The 20,389-nt window shown below is 64.0% G+C and carries 17 protein-coding genes; 5 read left to right on the top strand and 12 right to left on the bottom strand.

The genetic code is table 11. The annotated features are described in order from the left end of the window. Positions 1–20: 20 nt before the first annotated feature. Positions 21–1,634: an alpha-amylase family protein gene (locus OPU71_RS04145; protein WP_267725204.1), complete on the top strand. Its 1,614-nt coding sequence runs from the start codon at positions 21–23 to the stop codon at positions 1,632–1,634. A 53-nt stretch (positions 1,635–1,687) separates the two neighbouring features. On the opposite strand, the gene OPU71_RS04140 is transcribed toward OPU71_RS04145, so the two are convergent. From OPU71_RS04140 to OPU71_RS04130, 3 genes are all read right to left on the bottom strand, one after another. Further along, positions 1,688–3,019 (bottom strand): glutamine synthetase family protein, encoded by a 1,332-nt coding sequence (locus tag OPU71_RS04140; protein WP_267725201.1) that lies wholly within the window; start codon positions 3,017–3,019, stop codon positions 1,688–1,690. A gap of 175 nt (positions 3,020–3,194) precedes the next feature. Then, entirely contained in the window at positions 3,195–4,805 is a 1,611-nt protein-coding gene (locus OPU71_RS04135) for a DEAD/DEAH box helicase (RefSeq protein WP_267725199.1), read from the bottom strand. A gap of 297 nt (positions 4,806–5,102) precedes the next feature. Next, positions 5,103–5,588: a GNAT family N-acetyltransferase gene (locus tag OPU71_RS04130; protein WP_267725197.1), complete on the bottom strand. Its 486-nt coding sequence runs from the start codon at positions 5,586–5,588 to the stop codon at positions 5,103–5,105. A 199-nt stretch (positions 5,589–5,787) separates the two neighbouring features. Between OPU71_RS04130 and OPU71_RS04125 the strand changes: the two genes are divergently transcribed. Continuing rightward, entirely contained in the window at positions 5,788–6,243 is a 456-nt protein-coding gene (locus tag OPU71_RS04125) for a DUF962 domain-containing protein (protein ID WP_267725195.1), read from the top strand. A 109-nt stretch (positions 6,244–6,352) separates the two neighbouring features. Here OPU71_RS04125 and OPU71_RS04120 read toward each other — a convergent pair whose 3' ends face one another. Together OPU71_RS04120 and OPU71_RS04115 are read right to left on the bottom strand one after the other, a co-directional pair. Then, positions 6,353–7,015 carry an HAD family hydrolase gene (locus OPU71_RS04120; protein WP_267725193.1) on the bottom strand — a complete coding sequence of 221 codons (663 nt, stop codon included), beginning with the start codon at positions 7,013–7,015 and terminating at the stop codon, positions 6,353–6,355. 13 nt (positions 7,016–7,028) lie between these two features. Continuing rightward, positions 7,029–8,108, bottom strand: a complete 1,080-nt coding sequence (locus tag OPU71_RS04115; protein ID WP_267725190.1) for a hypothetical protein — start codon at positions 8,106–8,108, stop codon at positions 7,029–7,031. 195 nt (positions 8,109–8,303) lie between these two features. Between OPU71_RS04115 and OPU71_RS04110 the strand changes: the two genes are divergently transcribed. The 3 genes from OPU71_RS04110 (at position 8,304) to OPU71_RS04100 (ending at position 11,910) form a co-directional block, all read left to right on the top strand. Beyond that, positions 8,304–10,625, top strand: coding sequence for a helix-turn-helix transcriptional regulator (locus OPU71_RS04110; protein ID WP_267725188.1), 2,322 nt, complete (start codon positions 8,304–8,306; stop codon positions 10,623–10,625). A 180-nt stretch (positions 10,626–10,805) separates the two neighbouring features. Then, the gene (locus OPU71_RS04105) at positions 10,806–11,354 is read left to right on the top strand and encodes a hypothetical protein (protein ID WP_267725186.1); all 549 of its coding nucleotides are present in this window, start codon (positions 10,806–10,808) and stop codon (positions 11,352–11,354) included. After that, a complete protein-coding gene (locus OPU71_RS04100; protein ID WP_267725184.1) occupies positions 11,335–11,910 on the top strand; it encodes a hypothetical protein in 576 nt (191 codons plus the stop codon). The genes OPU71_RS04105 and OPU71_RS04100 overlap by 20 nt, the downstream gene beginning before the upstream one ends. A 143-nt stretch (positions 11,911–12,053) precedes the next feature. On the opposite strand, the gene frdD is transcribed toward OPU71_RS04100, so the two are convergent. The 7 genes from frdD to OPU71_RS04065 form a co-directional block, all read right to left on the bottom strand. Further along, positions 12,054–12,413, bottom strand: a complete 360-nt coding sequence (gene frdD / locus OPU71_RS04095) for a fumarate reductase subunit FrdD (RefSeq protein ID WP_267725182.1) — start codon at positions 12,411–12,413, stop codon at positions 12,054–12,056. Beyond that, positions 12,410–12,808 (bottom strand): fumarate reductase subunit C, encoded by a 399-nt coding sequence (locus OPU71_RS04090; protein ID WP_267725180.1) that lies wholly within the window; start codon positions 12,806–12,808, stop codon positions 12,410–12,412. The genes frdD and OPU71_RS04090 overlap by 4 nt, the downstream gene beginning before the upstream one ends. Continuing rightward, on the bottom strand, positions 12,805–13,566 hold the full coding sequence (locus OPU71_RS04085; RefSeq protein WP_267725178.1) for a succinate dehydrogenase/fumarate reductase iron-sulfur subunit: 762 nt from the start codon (positions 13,564–13,566) through the stop codon (positions 12,805–12,807). The genes OPU71_RS04090 and OPU71_RS04085 overlap by 4 nt, the downstream gene beginning before the upstream one ends. Further along, positions 13,559–15,343 carry a fumarate reductase (quinol) flavoprotein subunit gene (gene frdA, locus OPU71_RS04080; protein ID WP_267725177.1) on the bottom strand — a complete coding sequence of 595 codons (1,785 nt, stop codon included), beginning with the start codon at positions 15,341–15,343 and terminating at the stop codon, positions 13,559–13,561. Before frdA ends, OPU71_RS04085 begins: the two co-directional genes overlap by 8 nt. Before the next feature lie 170 nt (positions 15,344–15,513). Further along, positions 15,514–15,942 carry a PaaI family thioesterase gene (locus OPU71_RS04075; RefSeq protein ID WP_267725176.1) on the bottom strand — a complete coding sequence of 143 codons (429 nt, stop codon included), beginning with the start codon at positions 15,940–15,942 and terminating at the stop codon, positions 15,514–15,516. A 58-nt stretch (positions 15,943–16,000) separates the two neighbouring features. Next, positions 16,001–18,628, bottom strand: coding sequence for an alanine--tRNA ligase (gene alaS / locus OPU71_RS04070; RefSeq protein ID WP_267725175.1), 2,628 nt, complete (start codon positions 18,626–18,628; stop codon positions 16,001–16,003). Between the two features lie 100 nt (positions 18,629–18,728). Then, a complete protein-coding gene (locus OPU71_RS04065) occupies positions 18,729–20,288 on the bottom strand; it encodes an AAA family ATPase (RefSeq protein ID WP_267725173.1) in 1,560 nt (519 codons plus the stop codon). Positions 20,289–20,389: the final 101 nt, after the last annotated feature.

The following is a 20,389-nucleotide window of genomic DNA, read 5'->3' as shown; positions in this document are numbered from 1 at the left end:
GGTCCTCATGGCCGGCATGCATGGCCGCCTGTGGCGGCGGTGGTGGCGAGACAAGCCCCACGCCGACCCCGACGCCGACACCCGACGGCACCGTTACGATTTCCGCCGCAGCAGGCACCGCAGACAGCCGCCTTGCCTGCTTCAAGGGCACGGCCAACGCTGCCTGCGGCCTGCGCACCTACCAGATCATGGTGGAGTCTTTTGTAGACGGCGATGCGTCGGCTGACTACAACGTCGGCTATGGCACCAGTCACCACAAAGGCGACCTGAAGGGAATCATCAGCGCACTCGATTACATCAAGAGCACGGGCGTCAATGCCATCTGGCTGACGCCGGTATTTGAGTCGATTCCGAAATCGGGTCAAGACAAGTGGGCCGACCGACTGGATGCTACCGGTTACTTCGCAAGCAACTACTTCAAGATCGACCCCAAGTTCGGCACGCTGGACGACGCCAGAGCGCTCGTAGATGAGGCCCACAAGCGCGGTCTGTATGTGTTTTTTGACGGGGTATTCGGCCACCACAAAGACAACGTGCTTGCCTCACCCACAGGCAAATCGCCGACCGGTGGCACCAACCCGGTGTCGTACCCGGGCAGCTATGACTTCTACGCAGAAGTTGCCACTTACTGGATCAAGGAACTGAAGATCGACGGCTGGCGCCTCGATCAGGCCTATCAGGTACCGGTCGATCAATGGACAAAACTCCGCGCTGCCGTCGAGCAGGCCTCAGCCTCGGTCACCTACACCAATGCCAGCGGTGCAAGCGTGAATCCGCTCGGTTACATGGTCGGCGAGATCTGGGATGGCGAAAGCACCATTGCCAGTAAGGGCTACGGACCTGCCAACGCGCCCGCTTTGCTGTCGAACTTCGATTTCCCCAGCCGCTATCGCCTCGTTCAAACGCTCGCAGTTGAAGAGAGCGGAACGGGGAAAAAGCCTGCCAGCACCTTGAAGGAAGTGTTCTCGACGGTTCAAGCGGGCTACCCGAACCACGCAATTCCGAATCTGATGCTCACCAATCACGACTTGGTGCGTTTCGGCGATCTGCTCCAGCGTGGCGGTATTGCACAACCTTCGGATGACGCTTACTGGAACCGCCACAAGCTCGCGTTCGCATTCATGGCGGCCTACAGCGGCCCGATCACCCTGTACTACGGTGACGAAATCGGGCAGGAAGTGCCAGGCTTCTCCACGCAACAATCGCCCACCACCTGCGCCGACGCCGGCCTGTGCGACGACCATGTCAGCCGCAGCAGTGCGCTGATCGATGGCGTGGCAACGACCGTCGGTGGCGCGGTGGGTGCGCTCAACGCACGCCAGAGCAATCTGAAGAACTATGTTGCAACGCTGTGGGCGCTGCGCGACACCAACCCGGCGCTCGCCTATGGCTCGCGTACCCACGTGTTCGCCAACAGCACCGTTTACGTCGACCGCAAGGACGCAGGCAGCAACCGCGTTCTGCTGGTGATGAACACCGGCACCAGCGAAGCGAGCATCAAACTCGACAAGGCAGCAATCGGCGGGATCGACAGCGGCCTGACTGACCTGGAAGACGCAAGTGCCGTCAGCGCGACGGACGGCGTCTACTCGTTCAAGGTTCCTGCGCTGAGCGCACGTTTGCTGAAGTTCTGATTTTCCGCTGGTAGATGGAAAAAGGGGCCGGATGATTCTGGCCCCTTTTTCATTCATGCCTGCAAGGCGAGATGCCTTCGCTCCCAGGCGCCAATCTCACCCATGAAGGCATTGAACTCGGTCTGCTTCACGCCGCAATAGGCCCGCAAGAAGCCCGCCCCCAAGGCCTGGGCCGCACTTTCACTGTTCTGCAAACGCGCAATGGCATCCTCGATGCCCAAGGGCAATTCCCGCGGGTAGGAATACGCTGAGCGTGCGCCGATCGACTCCCGGCGCGGCAGCCCCTCACGAATGCCCCGCAGGCCGCACGCCAGCGAGGCCGCGATCACCAGGTAAGGATTTGCATCGCTGCCGGCCAGGCGGTTTTCGACCCGCCGAGCGGACGCACCGGAGGTCGGCACACGCAGGGCTACCGTACGGTTATCCTCGGCCCACTCAAGGTTCACAGGCGCCTGCGAACCGACGACATATCGCCGCCACGAATTCACGTAAGGCGCAAAGAACAGCATCAGATCAGGCATGTAGCGCTGAAGGCCGCCGATGTAATGATCGAAGGCCTGCGTATCGGCGCCGCTTGCCGCATCCGCAAAAATGTTGCGACCGGCCGCATCCACCACGCTCTGATGCAAATGCATCGAACTGCCCGGCTGGCCGGCAACAGGCTTGGCCATGAAGACCGCGAGCAGGCCGTGGCGCGCCGCGATCTCGCGCAGCGCCATCTTGAAATAGATGACCTGATCCGCCAGATCGAGCGGATCACCGTGCAACAGGTTGATCTCGTACTGCGATTGCCCGACCTCATGCAACCAGGTATCGGTTCGCACGCCAAGCTGTACCAGTGCAGCGGCAAGTTCATCCCAGAACGCCGCGTGTTCATTGCCCGCATCGAGGCTGTAGCCTGCCGGGCTTTGTTCCCGCACACCGCCCCGCCCGCGCGGCGCTTCGAAGCCCGCCTCGATCCGATCGTTGCGGTCGAACAGATAGAACTCGATTTCCGGCGCAACCACCGCCGACAACCCCTGCGCACGGTATGCCTCCATCACCCGCAGCAAAACCGCACGCGCCGCAAAATCAGAGGGCCTGCCGTCGAAATGAACCGCATCATGAATCGCGATGGCGCGGCTCGGGCGCCAGGGCAATACCCGCAGGCTGCGCAAGTCGGGGACGAGTCGCACGTCCTGGTCGGAATCGCCGGTGATGTCGTCGTCCGGGTAATTGCCATCGATCGTGTGCAACCCGATCGCTTCCGCGATGCGCAACTCCACACCACCGGCAAAATCTGCGGCTGGCCGGATCTTGCCGCGTGGAACGGCGTTCACGTCAGGGAACATGCAGGCCACATCCCGCACGCCAGCCAGATCAACTTCTCGGTTCGGGTCAGTCATTCACGCATCCAGCAACGAAACGTCGCATTGAGTCGAATTGGCCAGCCTAGCGCCCGCGCAGCGCGATGGCGAGAGCCAATCACAGCGAACGGGCGGCACCAATCGCTCAGGTGAGACACCGCGTTAACGAAAAAGGCCGGGATCTGATCCCGGCCTTCAGGCACTGCATCAAGGCTCAGTCGAACTTGCGACGCGGCCGCTCGCTCGATCCGAAGGGCTTGCTGTCACCCCAGCTCTTGCGGGGCGCCTCCGGCCGGCGGTCGCCAAAGCTACGTTCTGCACCGGCGCGGGCCTCGCGCTGCGGACGCTCACCGTACGGCGCGGTTTCGCGCGGACGGTCGCCGAAACTGCGCGGCGCGCTGTCGTCGCGGCGGAAGGCTTCGCGCTTCGGATAAACATCGCGGCTGGCCGGGCGCTCGCTGTTGCCGAAAGACTCGCCACGCGGTGCGCGGTCACCGAACGCACGCGGCTCACTGGCGAAGGGGCGACGATCGCCAAAACTGCGCTCACCTTGCGGACGGCGGTCACCGAAGTTGCGATCACCGAACGGACGCCCTTCGCGGCGCTCGCCTTGCGGGCGACGCTCGTCCCACTTGCGGGGCGCCGGGCGGCGGCCATCGCCACGTGCGCCGGGTTTGAAGTCGGCAACCATGCCTTCAACTTCGCTGATCTTGACCGGACGGCCAATGAAGCGCTCGATCCCGCGCAGCGCGCCAACATCGTCGCGACCCACGAAGGACACGGCAGTGCCGTTCGCACCGGCGCGGCCGGTACGACCGATGCGGTGCACATAGTCTTCCGCGAAACGCGGCAGATCAAAGTTGAAAACATGGGTGATTGCCGGAACGTCGATACCGCGCGCTGCGACGTCGGTGGCAACCAGCACCCGCACTTCACCGCGCCGAAGCTGGTTGAGCATACGGGTCCGCTGGCGCTGTTGCAGGTCACCGTGCAAGGCCGCCGTGGCGTGACCTTCGGCGTCGAGCGCTGCGGCCAACTCATCGGCGCTACGCTTGGTGGAGGTGAACACCACGGCCTGGCCGCTCGCTTCGCCATTGAGCCAGTGGCTCAGGAGGCGGCGCTTGTGGCCAAAATTATCAACAAAGATCACATGCTGGTCGATCGCTTCGGTGCGGGCGACTTCAGCCTTCACTTCCAGTGTCTTCGGGCTCTTCTGCAACTGCTGCGAGAGTTGCAGCACGGTGCGCGACATCGTGGCGGTGAAGCACACGGTCTGGCGGTCGGCCGGCAGCTTCGACGCGATGGTCATCACATCGTCAGAGAAACCCATGTCCAGCATGCGGTCTGCCTCGTCGAGCACCAGCACTTCAAGGCGCGAGAAATCGAGACGGCCGGATTGCATCTGATCCATCAGGCGACCAGGCGTTGCAACCATGATTTCGTGCGGTGCCGAGATCGCACGGTTCTGTTCGCGGTAAGACTCGCCACCGGTCACACACACCGTCTTGACACGATTGAGCTGACGGGAGAACTGCTTGGCCGCGTTCGCAACCTGCTGGGCCAGCTCGCGCGTCGGCGTCAGAACCAGCACGCGCGGGCCCGTGCTCTTGATCTTGGGGGCTGCAGTCAGGCGAACGAGTGCAGGCAGCAGAAAAGCAGCGGTTTTGCCGGTACCGGTGGGGGCCGACGCGATCAGGTCGGCGCCTTCGAGCAACATCGGGATGGCTTGTTGCTGGATGGGGGTGGGTTCGGTCAGGCCTTGCGATGCAAGGGTGGCTTCAAGCGTCTGGCCAAGGCCAAGGGCAGCAAATCCGTTTTCGGACATTCAATTCTCCAATTCAGGCAAACAAAAGGCCGCCTCGACGCATGAACCAGAAATCTGATCCAGTGGCGCAGAGCCAATGAGGGCTTGCCAAGGGCAACCCGGGATGGCGCATCGCAATAAACATCGATGCCAACCGGGTATGTCGAACGGGAGAGTCCGGAAACGACGGGAAGCTGGAAATCGATGCGTGCCGGAAACAAAACCTACCGGCAGCCGAGACGAGGGGGCGAATTATGCCACGATCTGCAAGAAACGCCAGATTTATTTTGCCTGACAAATCTGCGAGGCGCAGTGAGGCTAGATGCCGCGCAAACGCTCGCGTTGTCCTGGTCGCAATCCACGAACGTTCGGCGGGACCAGTTCGCACTCGCCGCGAATGAACGTGCTCTCACGTTGCAGGGCAAAGCCAAGCGCTGCAGCAAGTTGGGCCATTGCCTGATTCGACGCCAGACAGCACATGCGCACACGCCGGGCGCCCTGCGCGGCGAGCATCCTGAGGATGCGATCCCCCAAACGACGCGCCAGCCCCTTGCGCTGAACCCGTGGCAGGACCGAGAAACTCAGCTCCCACGCGCCGTCCCATTCGGGCGCGGCCTGCACGAGGGCAACCAGATCCCCTTCGGGCGAAAACGCGCCACAAAACAGATCGGTGTCGAAATCAAGATCTTCCGCGAATCGCTCAAGGGTAGCGTCCGGAAGAATGTGGCCGAATCGGCTGTAACGCGACCCCGAGGGCAAGGCGCGCCAATGGTCTGCAATGGCCAACGCGTCTGCAGACGTCAAGCGTCGCAGTTCCCAGTCTTTCCGCGGAGGCAATTGACCCGGCCAATTCATGATGGGTGGCATCATCCGCCAAAAACGGGGCGGCGACTACCGTGGAAACCCCGCAATCTGACTTCGCTCAGCTTTCCCCGCGCTTGCGCGGCATCCAGAACCAGATCGGCGCGCCCGCAGAACTTCCCGACGCGCGACAGGAGACGCCATGATCCGCCCCTTGCCCCCGGAACAGCCCCATCGAGAAGTCGACCAGTTGCTCTCGCACTACGCCGAAAGCCACCGCAACCACACCAACGAACGCATTCACCTGGTCTGCATTCCGCTGATACTGCTCAGTCTGATTGGCCTGCTCTGGGCCGCTTCAGCGTGGCTGGCCATCGCATTCGTGGCGGCCAGCCTTGCGTACTACGCCCGGCTTTCGATCCCCTTCCTGCTGGCGATGACGCCCGTGAGTGCAATTGCGCTGAGCCTGGCCTGGGCGCTGGGCGAGCATGTGCTGACGGCATCGGCCCTCGTTTTCGTGCTGGCGTGGATCGGTCAGTTCATCGGCCACAAAATCGAAGGCAAGAAGCCATCGTTTTTCGAGGATGTTCGCTACCTTTGGGTCGGCCCCCTCTTCTGTCTGAGCATCGCCTTCCAAGCCCTCGGACTTCGCTGGTAGGAAGTCTCCACAGAAGGTGTGTGCGCTCCTGTGGATAAGCCCTGTACGGCGCACACAAGCCCATGAGCGGATTGGCTTTTTGTCGATTGCCTAATTTTCGGGCAATCCGTCACGCAATGGCCGCGGCGATCTGCGTGCACCAGTCATCGTAGTCGCGCGCAACCCAACGGGCGCCGGCCTGCCGCGCGGCGGTGGCGGAGAGCCCGGTCAGCAAGGCCGCGACCGGCGCCCCCGCAGCAACGCCGGCCCGGATGCCAAGCCCTGAGTCCTCGTGCACCAAAGCCGCTTCAGGCGCCACGCCAAGGCGCCGGCAGGCTTCAAGGAAGGGATCGGGGTGCGGCTTCCCACGCAAAACGTCTTCGGCCCCGAGCAGCACTTCAAACGCGTTTTCAAGGCGCAGCTGGGCGAGCGTGAAATCGATGTTGATGCGCGGCGCGTTGGTCACCAGTGCTGCTGGAATCCCGCGCTCGGCCAGCAAGGCAAGGTAGTGGCCCAGGCCATTGATCGGCTTGAGCTTGCCGTGCGCAATGGCTTGAAAGCGCTGCTCCTTGTCGTCGTGCAGACGCTGCGCCGCCTCGCCCGCCACCTCGCGCCCGAGCAGCGCGCAGATCACATCGGCGGTGCGCCCAGCCACCAGGCGGGGATCGCCGGGCGTGATGCCGGCCCCCAAGTGCGCCTTGGCAAACTGATCCCAGGCCAGATCATGAAACGGCGTGCTATCGGTGATGGTGCCGTCCATGTCGAACAGCACGGCCTTGAATGAAAAGCGCATCGTTTGCCTCACCCTACTGAACCGCCACCTGCCAGCCTTCGGCATTGCGGCGATCAATCACAAGTTGCTGGCGTAGCGCATCGCGCGTCAGGCCGGCGTCGTGCCAGAACAACGCATCCAGGCTCACCAGCGCATCGTAATGCTTGCTCACAGCCTCTATCAGCCAGTCGGTGCGGGCAAGGGTGCGGCGGGTGCAGGTCTGCCCGCGCAGGTCGTCATCAAGATCCAGCCGATGAGAGCGCCAACCCTCAGCAAGGTATAGCGCCGCGGGGTCGGCAGACAACGCCTGCTGCCAGCGGCGGGCAAAGCCCCCCAGCCAGTTGATGACCGACGCCTCGGCCCCTTGCTTGCGCAGTTCTGCAATCAAGCGCTGGTAGGCGGCCAGGGCGATCTCTTTCTCCAGCACGAATGCCCGCAACGCCGCATCCTGCCCTTCACGCGACTCGATTTCCAGCAGCGCCGCGAAGTAGCTGCGCGTTTCAAAACGCTCGGCGGGGTGAAACAACGCGGCCGCCTGCCCGTTTGAATTGAAGTCGACTTTCGGATCGAAGCGGTACATGTAGCCAAAATCAAACATCCACAGCCGATTGCCGTCGTCGATCAGGTTCCCGCTCGAGACATCCCATTCGAAGAATCCACGCAGGTGCAGATCGACCAGCAAGTCGAACAGGCTGCTCAAGCGGCGTTCGTCCCAGAATTTGGGGATCTGGCCGTCAATCCAGTCCGACACGATGAGCCGCTGCTGAAAAGACGCGTACCGGGTACGCACGATGCCAGCCGGGCGATCGGCAGCGGCTTCGAACTCGCTGCGCCGCTGAACCTCGTTAAGAAAAGAAGTCTGGCCGTCCGGGTTCTGCACCAGACTGCTTGAACGCGCCTTCTTGATGTTCCAGTCGCCTGTTTCGGTGCGCAGGCGATAGACGAATCCAGTCAGGCCACCTTGGTGGGCTTCGAGCACCTGCGGATGTGTCGCGTCGAGCACCAGCAGTTCGGCCAGCGGCAAGGGCAAGTCGGCCTCCGATCCGATCCGGATCTCCTTCCCACTGGCAGCGAATTCAAGTTGTGCCGCCTGCCGTATTTCATCCCGCGTCATGATCTTTGCCCCGGTTGTTCGATGGCATGGATGCTCCGCCGCCGTGGTCACGAAGTCGTCAAACCCTGAGGTTGATTGTCGCGGTACGATGTACCGATGCAGATGGAAGACCTCCACCCCCCCGCCCCGTTCCGCCCCGACATGCCCCGGCCACACGTTAACGCGGCCCTGGCTGCGGGGCTCCAGCGGCCGCTCGTGACCGTGCTTGCACCGGGCGGCTTTGGCAAGACCTGCGCCTTGCGCGGTTTCTGGTCCGACTGGCCCCAGACGCGGGCATGGATCGACTGTGCCACGGCCTTGCTGCCCGGGGCGCTTGAGCTTGCAGGCAGTGAAATCGGCGATGGCGGACTCTTGCTGATCGACAGCGCGGAGCGGCTCGACACCCTGGCCGCACAAGCGCTGGCGGCCACCATCGAAGCCTTGCCGCGCAGCGCCCGCGTGATCATCGCTGGCCGTCACGCAAACCACCTGCCAATCGCACTCTGGCGCTCGCAGGGCCGGCTGTCCGCACTGAGCGCCCATCACCTGGCACTCTCGCAAGACGAGTGGCGCGCCGCCGGGCTGGGCGGCACGGCGGAATCCTGGGCAGGCTGGTGGGGCGCGTGCCAGGCTGCCTTGCACCCTGACGCCCCGTGGGACGAGGAACTCGCACGCTGGCTTGAGCAGGCCTGGCTCGATGCGCTGGACGACACCCAACTTGCCGATCTTGGCCGCTCCGCGCTGCTGCCGGAATCGCGCCCGGAATGGTTGATGGCCCTGGGCGTGGGCGCTCGCGCGCAAGCCGACGCCACCTTGCTATCGGTTGCAACGCTGGCCGGGCCACTTTGCAACGCAGGCGGGGGTGTGATGCTCGCCGCCCGTTATCGCCCTTACCTGGTTGCGGCCTGGCGCAAGCGCGATCCGCACGCCTGGCGCAGCGCGCTTGACGCTGGCACCACAGCCTTGCTGGCACGCGGCGAACACCGCCCCGCCGCCCTGCTCGCGCTCGACGCCGGTGACACCGCGCTCTGCCTGAGCGTCATCGAGCAAGCCGGCTGGCGTTTGCTGTTTGACCGCAACCGCCCCCTGCTGCGCACGCTTCTCGACGCAACGGCCACCGAAACCCACCACACGGCGCGCAATCTGCTTGAGGCCGCCTGGAAAGTTGAAGTCACCAAGCTGCCGCATGAGGCCGACGCCCAGATCGCCCAGCTTTGCGAGCACGAAGACGCCGCCATCGCAGCCCAGGCGCGTGCACTGGCAGCATCCATTTCCTACCAGTACGACGGCTTCGAATGCGCCATGGCGCACGCCACCAAGGCGCTCGAAGCCTTGCAGGAAGACTTGCACCCGGCCTTTGCGCTGGCGCAGCACATCGCGGCAGGCTGCGCCTTTGCGATGGGCGATTTCGCCGATGCGCAGAGCCGCCTCACCTACATGCTCGCCTGCGCCGACCGCGACCGACTCGACTGGCTGCAGTTCGAAGCGCTGCACCGGCGCGCCTCGCTGGCGCTCGAATCCGGCGACCTTGACACCGCACTCCGGTGGTCCATCGAGCGCCGCAAACGCATCCGTACCTCGGGGCTGGAGTCCGCCACCGCGTTGGACCCCAGCCTGCGACTTGAAGCAATGATCCAGTTGCGACGGCTCGATGCGGGCGCCGCCCGCCGGCTGCTACCCGCCGGCACCGAGGCCGCCTGCACCTACGGCGCTTACTGGAGCTTCACCTACGGCACCCTGCAAACCATTGCGTCGCTGGTCGAGGGCGACAACGACGCCGCCAGCGATGGCGTCGCCTGGCTTGAATCCCAACTGGCCGAGCGCTTCCTCTGCGTAAAGTGGCGCGCCGAAGCCCTGCTGCCACGCATTTGGGCGCGCGCGCGCGAAGCCCGGCACGACGCCCTGCTCGAACTGGCGGCGCGTGCCCTGGCAGAACCGTGGCCGCCAAGCATCTACCGCGACCGGCGCGATCTGCTGTGCGCCGCGGCCCGCCTGCTTGCGGGTGAATCCGCCGACGCGGCTGCGGTTCTCGCGATTGTCGAGCGGCTCGAGGGCGGCGGCGCCAAGGATCTGGCCATCCTCGGGCGCCGCATCCTTGCGCTCGATTCAGGCGACAGCGGCCTGCTGCTCGAAGCCGTGCGCATTGCCAGCGCACACAATGACCGACTCGACTGGCTATGGCTGGCGCCACGCGCGCTCGGCCCGCTGGAAAGCCTGCTCACCGAACCCTCGCTCGCGGGCGACTCACTGACACGCAACTTCCTCCGCGAACTCGTGCAGCGCATGCTCGAGCGGCGCCGCGCGCCCAGCAGCGAAGACGCGGCCGACTCAACCGAGTCCGCCGAGCCGCCGCCGGCTGGATTGACCGCCAAAGAATGGGAGATCCTCCAGCTCATCGGCGAGCAATTCACCAACGAGCAGATCGCCAACCGGCTCTACGTATCGCTTGCGACCGTCAAGACGCACATCAACCACATCTATTCGAAGCTCGGCATTCGAAGCCGAAGCGAAGCGGTGCATCGCGCCCGCACGCTCTGATCCTTGCTGCACGCGCGGCGCCCGCCTTCGACCGGCGAAGTCGCGGGTCTGGCCGCTGGCGCCGTGCAGGCACTTGCTGCCAGAATCCACGGCTGGATCCATCGGCAGTTCGTTCCGCCAACCGTTGCACACCTGCGCCGCTTGCGCTGGCGTGTGCCCGGCGTACAGGAGGTCACAGACATGGCAGGCGCACGCATACCCGGCCCGGCCGGGATTGGCAGCAACTGGACCCGACCCGATGAGGGCACGCTGGCTCTCATGCTGACGCCGCCCCCCGGCCCCGCGCCGGACGCCACCGCAACACCACGCGCCGGCGCTCCTGCGGCGCCCGCAACGCCCAGCCCGAACGCGAGCACGCAATTCAGGATCGATGACGCAGTCAAACGCCTCAACGACCACGCTCACGCAAGCAGCCAGGGGCAATGCGCCCGATACGTGCGGCTGGCGATCGAAGCCGGCGGCGTCACCATTCCCGCGCCGCGCCCGACTTACGCCAAAGACTACGGCCCCAAGCTTGCCGCCCTGGGCTTCAGCAAACTGGACGCGGCAGGCTACGTCCCGCAGAAAGGCGACATCGTGGTGTTGCAACCGCCCGCCGGCCAGACCGCTGGTCACATCCAGATGCACAACGGCGAAACCTGGGTATCGGACTTCGTCCAGGGCACCGGGATCTATCCGGGCCCGGCCTACCGCAAGGAGAAGGTGGCGTATGAAATCTACCGTCCGTAAAGCGCTGCGCTGGGCCGTGCTGGCGTGCCTGCTGAGCGCCCGGCCCGCAATGGCCGATGGCGGCGCAAGCGCCATGAGCGACCCCTTGCTTGGCTTGTCCTTCGACCCCGAACGCGTGCGCTTCCCGACCTGGCAAGACAGCCAGGCCACGCGGCGTGAGCTGGGCAGCGGCCGCAAATGGGTCTTCGCCTGCGCCCAGTCGGGCGACGCAAGCACCTGCGTGATCGCCGGCATGCGGACGATTCAGAGTGACGGCGGCGGCGCGTCGGTAACCGAGCCGGACCCGGGTGCCGTCGTGTATCGGCGCGGCAAGATGCAGCAAGTGCTGGGTGTGCCCGATCGAATGTTCGATGCGAAACCCATCGTGTCTGAACGGGTTCGCAAGGCCATCCTCGCAGACGCCGTTTCGCGTTACACGCGCGCCTTCGGCGGCAAAGACAAGCTTCAGGCCGAGATCGACACCCAACATCTGACGCGCGAAGCAGTGCCCGGCCCTACCGCTGACGCACTGCGCGCAGGCGGCCTCACGCTGACAGGCGACTCAGCAGCGCCCTAGGGAAGGTCTAAATAAGTGAGCGAGAGGGATGCAGCGCAAGGCGCGGCGCGCGCAGCGACCAAGACATATCAATGGGATAGGCGCGGGAGCGAGCACGCCGCAACGCAGCGATGCGCCGTCGCAACCACTCATTCAGGCCTTCCCTAGAAACCGATGGCCAGCAACGCGGCCGCTGCAATCACGGTTGCAGCCGCCGGCACGCCGTAGCAGAGCGCCCGCGCAAGCGCGCCAGCGTGGATGCCAAAGTCATGCAGGCTGTGAAAGATGCGATGGCCCGCGTGCCACAGGAACAGACTCACCACCAGGAACAGGAAGCCCTTTCCAAGCCAATGCACCGCCACGGCATGGACCTTGTCGTAGCTGAACGCATCCGGCGAAAGGCCAAGTCCAAGCGGCGCGGCAATGCCGGTAATCAACACGAGCGCCGGGCCAAGCAAGGCCGACAACATGCCGCCCGCACCAAAGAGCAGCCAGAAGATGGGTTCGTTGCTGCGTTTGCTCATGACAAAGCCCCCCAGGCAAGACCAAGCATCAGCAAAGACGTCACCGCTGCTGCGGCAAGGCCGCCACCGGTGATCGCAGCGGGCGACATGCGCTTGCCACCAATCACGATGGGCGGCAAGGTCTTCGGCATGATCCTGAACCACGTGTAGCTGTGGTAAGCGATTGCGACCAGCATGATCAAGTGTGCGAGCACCGCCATCGGGCTGCGCACCTGCGCCAGCCAAGCGTTCCAGCTCTGCTCACCCATGGCAAGACACACCAGGCCCGCTAGCAGGATGAAGGCGTAGGCCGCCACGAAACAGGCCGTGGCCTCATGAATCACGTACTCGACAAAGAAGGGGTTCTTGCGCCACCAGCCGGGCATCGGGCGCTTGTACGGGCGTCGCGCGTTCATTCCATGCCTCCCTTCGCTTTGGGGCGAACGAATCGCAGGAAGTAGTCCTGCGCCACCTTGGTCTTGTTCACGTTGACCGCATTGGCCGGGTCTACACCTTTCGGGCAAACCTCGGAGCAATAGCCCACCGCCGTGCAGTTAAAGACCCCCTCGTGGCCGTGGATCTCCTGCATCCGCTCCGCCTCGCCGCCATCGCGCGAATCCGCGTTGTAGCGATGCAGCAGGGCGATGATGCCGGGGCCAAGGAATTTGTCGTTGAGGCCGTACTGCGGGCAAGCCGCGTAACACAGCATGCAGTTGATGCACGACGAGAACTGTTCGTAGACATCCAGCTCGGCCGGCGTCTGGATGTACTCGCCCTGCTCCAGCGTGCGCGCCTCCTTCGGGATGATCCAGGGCTTGATGCGCTGGAGTTTCTCGATGAAATCATCTGCCACCACGACCAGATCGCGCTCAATCGGGAAGTGCGCCAGCGCCTCGATCCGCACGCGGTTCGGGTAGTAGTCACGCAGGAAAGTCTTGCAGGCCAGCTTGGGAATACCGTCAACCATCATCCCGCAGCTGCCGCAGATTGCCATGCGGCAAGACCAGCGATAGCTGAGCGTGCCGTCGAGCCAGTCCTTGATGTACTGGATGCCTTGCAGCACTGACATGTCGTCGGTGAAGGGCACCTTGAAGACCTGCGGCACCGGCTTTTCGTCCTGCTCGGGGCGATAGCGCAGTACCTCGATCTCGATGATTTTTTCCTGTTCAGACACCGGCGGCACTCCTTTCCTGCTCGACGCGCTCACCCTCGGCGCCATAGGCGCGCACGCCCGGCGGCAGGTGGGTGATCTTCACCGGCCCGTAGTCGATGCGGGGTGCATCGCGCCCGCTGTAGATCGCCAGCGAGTGGCTCAGGTAGTTCGCATCGTCGCGCGCCTCGTAGCCATCCAGGCGCTGGTGCGCGCCGCGTGACTCGCGCCGCTGCAGCGCCGAATGCGCCATCGCTTGCGCGACCTCAAGCTGGTAGCCCAGCTCGATCGCGAGCAGCCATTCCGAGTTCCACACACGCGATTGGTCGTCCAGCTTCACACGAGTGAAGCGCTCCCGCAGCTCGGCCAGCTTGTCACAGGTGGCCTGCATCTCATCACCGAGGCGGTAGATGCCGCAGCCCTGCTCCATCGTCTTGGCCATCTCGGTTCGCAGCGTGGCGATGCGCTCGGTGCCAGGGTTGTGCATCAGGCCGCGAACCCGTGCTTCGACATCGGAAGCCTGTTCCGCCAGATGATTGCGGCGCAGTGGCGCCGAGTCTTGCGCAAAGCGCGCCGCAGACTCACCCGCCACCTTGCCAAACACGCACAGCTCAGCGAGCGAGTTCGACCCCAAGCGGTTCGCGCCGTGGATGCCGACGCTGGAGCATTCGCCTGCGGCGAACAGCCCGCGTAGCGGCGCTGCACAGTCGCCATCAACCAGAATGCCGCCCATCGTGTAGTGCACCGCCGGGCGCACCGGAATCGGTGCTTTGGCCGGATCGATACCGAGGAACTCTTCGGCCAGCTCGCAGATCTGCGGTAAGCGCTCGCGCAGCTTCTTCTCGCCCAGGTGGCGCAAGTCCAGATTCACGACCGAGCCGTGCGGGCCGTCAATCGTGCGGCCCTTGCGTTCCTCGTGCCAGAAGGCCTGTGAAAGCCTGTCGCGCGGCCCCAGTTCCATCGCTTTCTTGCGCGGCCACGGATCGGCCGGGCCGAGGCCGTAGTCCTGCAGGTAGCGATAGCCATCGCGGTTGGTGAGAATCCCGCCTTCGCCACGGCAACCTTCGGTGAACAGCAAGCCGGTGCCGGGCATGCAGGTCGGGTGGTACTGCACGAATTCCATGTCGCGCAAGGGCACGCCGTGGCGGTAAGCGAGCGCCATGCCGTCGCCGGTGACGATGCCGCCGTTGGTGTTCTGGCGGAATACGCGCCCCGCCCCACCGGTTGCCAGCACGACTGACGGCGCCTGGATTTGCACCAGCTCGCCGCTGGCGATCTCGATTGCCACCACGCCGCCGCAGCGCCCTTCGTCCACGAGCAAATCAGCGCAGAAGTACTCGTCAAAACGCTTGATAGAGGGGTACTTCATCGAGGTCTGAAACAGCGTGTGCAGCATGTGGAAGCCGGTTTTGTCGGCGGCGAACCAGGTGCGCTCGATCTTCATGCCGCCGAAGGCGCGCACGTTGATGTGGCCATCTTCCTTGCGGCTCCAGGGGCAGCCCCAGTGCTCCATCTGCACCATTTCTTCGGCACAGTGGGCGACGAAGTAGTCGACGACATCCTGCTCGCAGAGCCAGTCGCCACCGGCTACGGTGTCATGGAAGTGGTGTTCGAGACTGTCATGCGACTGGACCACGGCGGCGGAGCCGCCCTCGGCAGCCACGGTGTGGCTGCGCATCGGATAAACCTTGGAGACCAGTGCCACCCGCAAACGCGGGTCAAGTTCTGCGACCGCGATGGCGGCCCGTAGTCCGGCGCCGCCGGCTCCGACGACGACAACGTCGGCCTGATGAATCTGCATGCCCAGCCCTTTCCTGTGGCGTCGCAGGCGGGCAACGAAACGCTCGCCGGCGGCAGGGAGCCTCAGTGTGCGCGCAGCAAGGCGACGATCTTTTCGTCTGGATCAAATGCGACTTCGGATTCCACGCTTGCGCCGGCCCGCGCGCGGCCGCAGCCAAGGTGGCAGAGCACTCAGGCTTTAGGCCAAAGAATCATCTGTGTGCAGCGGAACAAGGCGATCCGGGTGCCGTCAGGCCGACGCACCTCGGCATCCCAGACCTGTGTCGTGCGCCCCAGGTGCACAGCGCGCGCCTCGCACAGCACTTCGCCCTCTTTGGCCGTCGCAAGAAAATTCGTCTTCAGTTCGATCGTTGTAAAGTTGCTCGCACCTTCCGGCAGATGCGCAATCGCGCCGTATCCACATGCGGAATCAGCAAGCAGCACGACGCTCGCGGCATGCAGGAAGCCATTCGGCGCCATGACTTCCGGGCCGAGCGGCAACTTCGCGATCAGCCGACCCTGCTCCAGTTCCAGCACCTCGAAGCCGTGGTGGCCCGGCAAGCAACCGGGGCTCCATGCGTTGAGTTGGGCGACCGACATGTCCGTGCGCAGCGTGCTCATGCTCAAGCTCCAGAAACGAAAAGGGCCGGACTAGGGCGGCCCTTGAATTGAAGCTGGATCAGAGTTTCGAATCTAGCAACTGCAAGACAGTCTCGAAGGCTTCCGGCAGCTTCTCCGGTTGCGTACCGCCAGCCTGCGCCATGTCCGGCCGGCCACCGCCCTTGCCGCCCACGACCTGCGCGGCAACGCCGACGATCTCGCCCGCCTTGAGCCTGTCGGTGAGCGACTTGGTGACCATTGCGACCAACGACACCTTGCCGTCGGTCACGGCGGCCGCCACCACGACACCTTCGCCCAGGCGATCACGCGCTTTGTCCGCCACGTCGCGCAAGGTGGCCGCGTCAATGTTCTCAAGCCGCAAAGCCACGACCTTGACGCCCTTGACGGTACGCACGCCGGCAGCGACCAGCTCTTCGAGCTGCATCACGACCATCTCGCTCTTGAGCTTCGCCAGTTCCTTCTCGGCGGCCTTGAGCTGATCCTGCAACTGCGCAACCCGCGCCACGGTATCCGAAGCCGGCACCTTGAGCGTTGCGGCCAGCTCACCGATCAGCGCGTCCTGCTGCTGAACGATCGCGAAGGCCGACTCGCCCGTTGTCGCTTCGACTCGGCGGATACCCGCCGCCACGCCGCCCTGGGCGACGATCTTGAACAAGCCGATGTCGCCGGTGCGGGCAACATGGGTGCCGCCGCAGAGTTCGCGCGAGGAACCGATGTCAAGCACACGCACCTCGTCGCCGTACTTCTCGCCGAACAGCATCATCGCGCCGGTCTTCTGCGCTTCGGCGATCGGCAACACACGGGCCTGGGTAGCGGCGTTGGCGAGGATCTCGCGATTGACGATCGCCTCGACCTTGCGGATCTCGTCGTCGGTCATCGGGCCGTTGTGCGCAAAGTCGAAGCGGGTCTTCTCGGCGTCGACCTGGGAGCCCTTCTGCTGCACATGCTCACCCAGCACTTCACGCAATGCCTTGTGCATCAGGTGGGTCGCCGAGTGATTGCGCATGATGCGGGCGCGCGACTCGCCGTCGACCTTGGCATTCAGCAGATCGCCGACGCGCACGGAGCCCTCGACCACCTGGCCGTGGTGACCGAACACGTCGGCCTGGATCTTCTGCGTGTCTTCAATCACGACGCGCGTCGTACCGTTTTGCAGCACGCCAGCGTCGCCAACCTGACCGCCCGATTCGGCGTAGAACGGCGTGTTGTCGAGCACGATGACAGCATCCTGCCCGGCCACCGCCACATCGACCGGTGCGCCGTCGACGTACACTGCCGTGACACGCGCGCCTTCTACGTTCAGCTTGTCGTAACCGTGGAAGGTGGTCGCGCTGCCGCTGTATTCAAGCGCCGCAGCCATCTTGAACTTGCCGGCGGCACGCGCCTGCTCGCGCTGGCGCGCCATCGCGGCGTCGAAGCCGGCGGCGTCGACGGTGTAACTGCGCTCGCGGCAGATGTCAGCCGTCAGATCGAGCGGGAAGCCGTAGGTGTCGTGCAGCTTGAAGGCGATTTCGCCGTCCAGCTCTTTGCGACCATTCGTCTCCATCACCGCCAGCGTGGCGTCGAGGATTTCCATGCCGTTCTGGATCGTGCGGAAGAAGCTGTCTTCTTCTTCCTTCAGGATCGCGGTGACCTTGGCTTGTTCCTTCACCAGCTCCGGGTAGGCCTCGCCCATTTCGGCTACGAGGTCCGGCACCATCTTGTGGAAGAAGGCCGCGCGCGCACCAAGCTTGTAACCATGACGGATAGCGCGGCGGATGATCCGGCGCAGCACATAGCCGCGGCCCGCGTTACCCGGGATCACGCCATCGGCGATCAGGAAGGAGCAGGCGCGGATGTGGTCGGCCAGCACCTTGAGCGAGGGGCTGTCCATGTCGCTGCTGCGGGTTTCACGCGCGGCGGCCTTGATCAGGCTCTGGAACAGGTCAATCTCGTAGTTGGCGTGCACATGCTGCAGCACCGCCGAGATGCGTTCGAGGCCCATGCCGGTATCCACGCTGGGCTTGGGCAGCGGATGCATCACGCCCGCCTCGTCGCGGTTGAACTGCATGAACACGTTGTTCCAGATCTCGATGTAGCGGTCGCCGTCTTCGTCCGGGCTTCCCGGCGGGCCCCCCCAGATCTGCTCGCCGTGGTCGTAGAAGATCTCGGTGCAGGGGCCACACGGGCCGGTGTCACCCATCATCCAGAAGTTGTCAGAGGCGTAGCGCGCGCCCTTGTTGTCGCCGATCCGCACGATACGTTCGGCCGGCACGCCGACTTCCTTGTTCCAGATCTCGTAAGCCTCGTCGTCTTCCGCGTAAACAGTGACCCACAACTTCTCGGTCGGCAGCTTGTAGACCTCGGTCAGCAGTTCCCACGCGTACTTGATTGCGTCGCGCTTGAAGTAATCGCCGAAACTGAAGTTACCCAGCATCTCGAAGAAGGTGTGGTGGCGCGCGGTGTAGCCAACGTTCTCAAGGTCGTTGTGCTTGCCGCCGGCACGCACGCACTTTTGCGAGGTGGTGGCGCGGGTATAGGGCCGCTTGTCGAATCCAAGGAAGACGTCCTTGAACTGGTTCATCCCGGCGTTGGTGAACAGCAGGGTCGGGTCGTCGCCCGGCACCAGCGAGCTGGATGAAACGATCTGGTGGCCCTTGGAGGCGAAAAACTCAAGGAACTGGCGGCGGATCTCTGCGCTTTTCATGGCGTTCCGTGCTTTGCTCGCGCGCAAACGCGCGAATATGTGAATAGAAACAGTCGATTGTAACTGAAAGCCTGAATTTGCCCCGGAGCCACAGGCGCTCTCAGTCCACGCTGACGCAGCGCTCCATCGCCCAGGCACGCAAGGCGGTGACTTTCTCGGCCATCACCACCGAAAGCGGCCGGGTGGATGAGATTTCGCCCAGCAGCGTGACGCTATCGAGGCCTTCGCCGCTAGCCAGCCCCTCGTATCGTGCCGCCACGATGGCCTGCTCGATTTCCGCACCCGAAAATCCCGCAGAGGCCGCGGTAAGGGCATCCAGATCGAACTGCTCAGCCGCAAATCCTCGCCGCACCAGGTGCAGGCGCAGGATTTCGGTGCGCACTTCCTCGCTAGGCAGATCGACAAAGAAGATCTCGTCGAAACGCCCCTTGCGGATCAGTTCGGGCGGCAGATCTTCCGCACGGTTGGCCGTCGCAACAATGAACACGCGCGACTTGCGCTCGGCCATCCAGGTCAGCAGGTAACCAAGGATCCGCCGCGACAGCCCGCCATCGGAATCACTGCCATTGCTCGCTAGCGCCTTCTCGATCTCATCAACCCACAGCACGGCCGGCGCCAGCGCTTCGGCGGCCTGCAGGGCCTCGCGCAGTTTTCGCTCGGTTTCGCCCTGAAACTTGTCGAACAGGCTACCGATATCGAGCCGCGCCAGCGGAACACGCCATGAGGCGGCCACCGCCTTCGCAGCGGCGCTCTTGCCTGCGCCCTGAACGCCCAGCAAAAGCATGCCGCGCGGGACGGGCAGGTCCGGCGCCGACACCTCACCGGTAAACACCGGCCTGCGGTGGCCCAGCCAACGCTTGAGGCGCCGCATACCCGCAAGCTGCTCCAGCCCTTCTTGCGGCAACTGAACGTCCAGCCCGCCGCTGCCATGCAGATCCTGCTTGATGCGCACGATGCGCTCGACGTCTTCACGCGTGAGAGCGCCGTCATCTTGCACGGCACCCCGAACAAGACGCCGGACATCGTCTTCACAAAGCCCGACCAATTGCTGAACGAGCAGGTTGGCGCTGGCTTGGTCGCCGCGCACCGGCTGCCCCTGCTTCGCAGCCCAGCCTTGCATTTCCTCCTTGAGCATTTCGCGCACCCGCGTCAGGTCAGGAATGCGCAAACGCATGTTCGCCGAGTGGCGGGCAAGCTCCGGCGGCAAACTCAAGCCCGGCGCAATCAGCACCAGGGTGCGGCCAGCCACCGCGTGATCAAGCGCGATTTCGCGCAGCAGGCGAATCGAAACCGCCTCTCCGAAAAAGGGGTGCGGATCAAGCAAGACATAGATGCCCGCCTTGCCGCGCTTTTCGATGTGCTGCAAGGCCGCCTGGAAGACCTGGGTCTCTGCGATCGCTTGTGGATCGCGGTTACTGGGGGGCGAACTGTGCTGGCTGCGATGACCGTCAACGAAACCCTGGTCACGCAGATCGGACGAACCGTAGCGAAAGTTAAGCTGCGCCAGTCCGTCTGCCGCACTCCAACGGAACAAGGGCTGACCCAGTTCGTCGGCGAGCCGCTGCAGCAGCACCAGCGCCTTGTTTTCTTCAACCGTATCGATCGCGATGATTGGCAGGCGCGATCGCACCAATGCGGAAAGCTCTCGGAAGTCCGGCATTTCAGGCAGAAACCGTAAAAAAGCAAAGAGGCTGGATTATCGCGTCAGACGGCCGCAACGGCCGTGTGGGATTTGCGTACTTGCGGGCGGTACACCGCAAA

Origin of the sequence: Niveibacterium sp. 24ML (genome assembly GCF_026586805.1) — a bacterium.
Lineage (GTDB): Bacteria > Pseudomonadota > Gammaproteobacteria > Burkholderiales > Rhodocyclaceae > Niveibacterium.
Note: the sequence above shows the minus strand (reverse complement) of the source record. Positions and strands in the feature narration are given on the sequence as shown.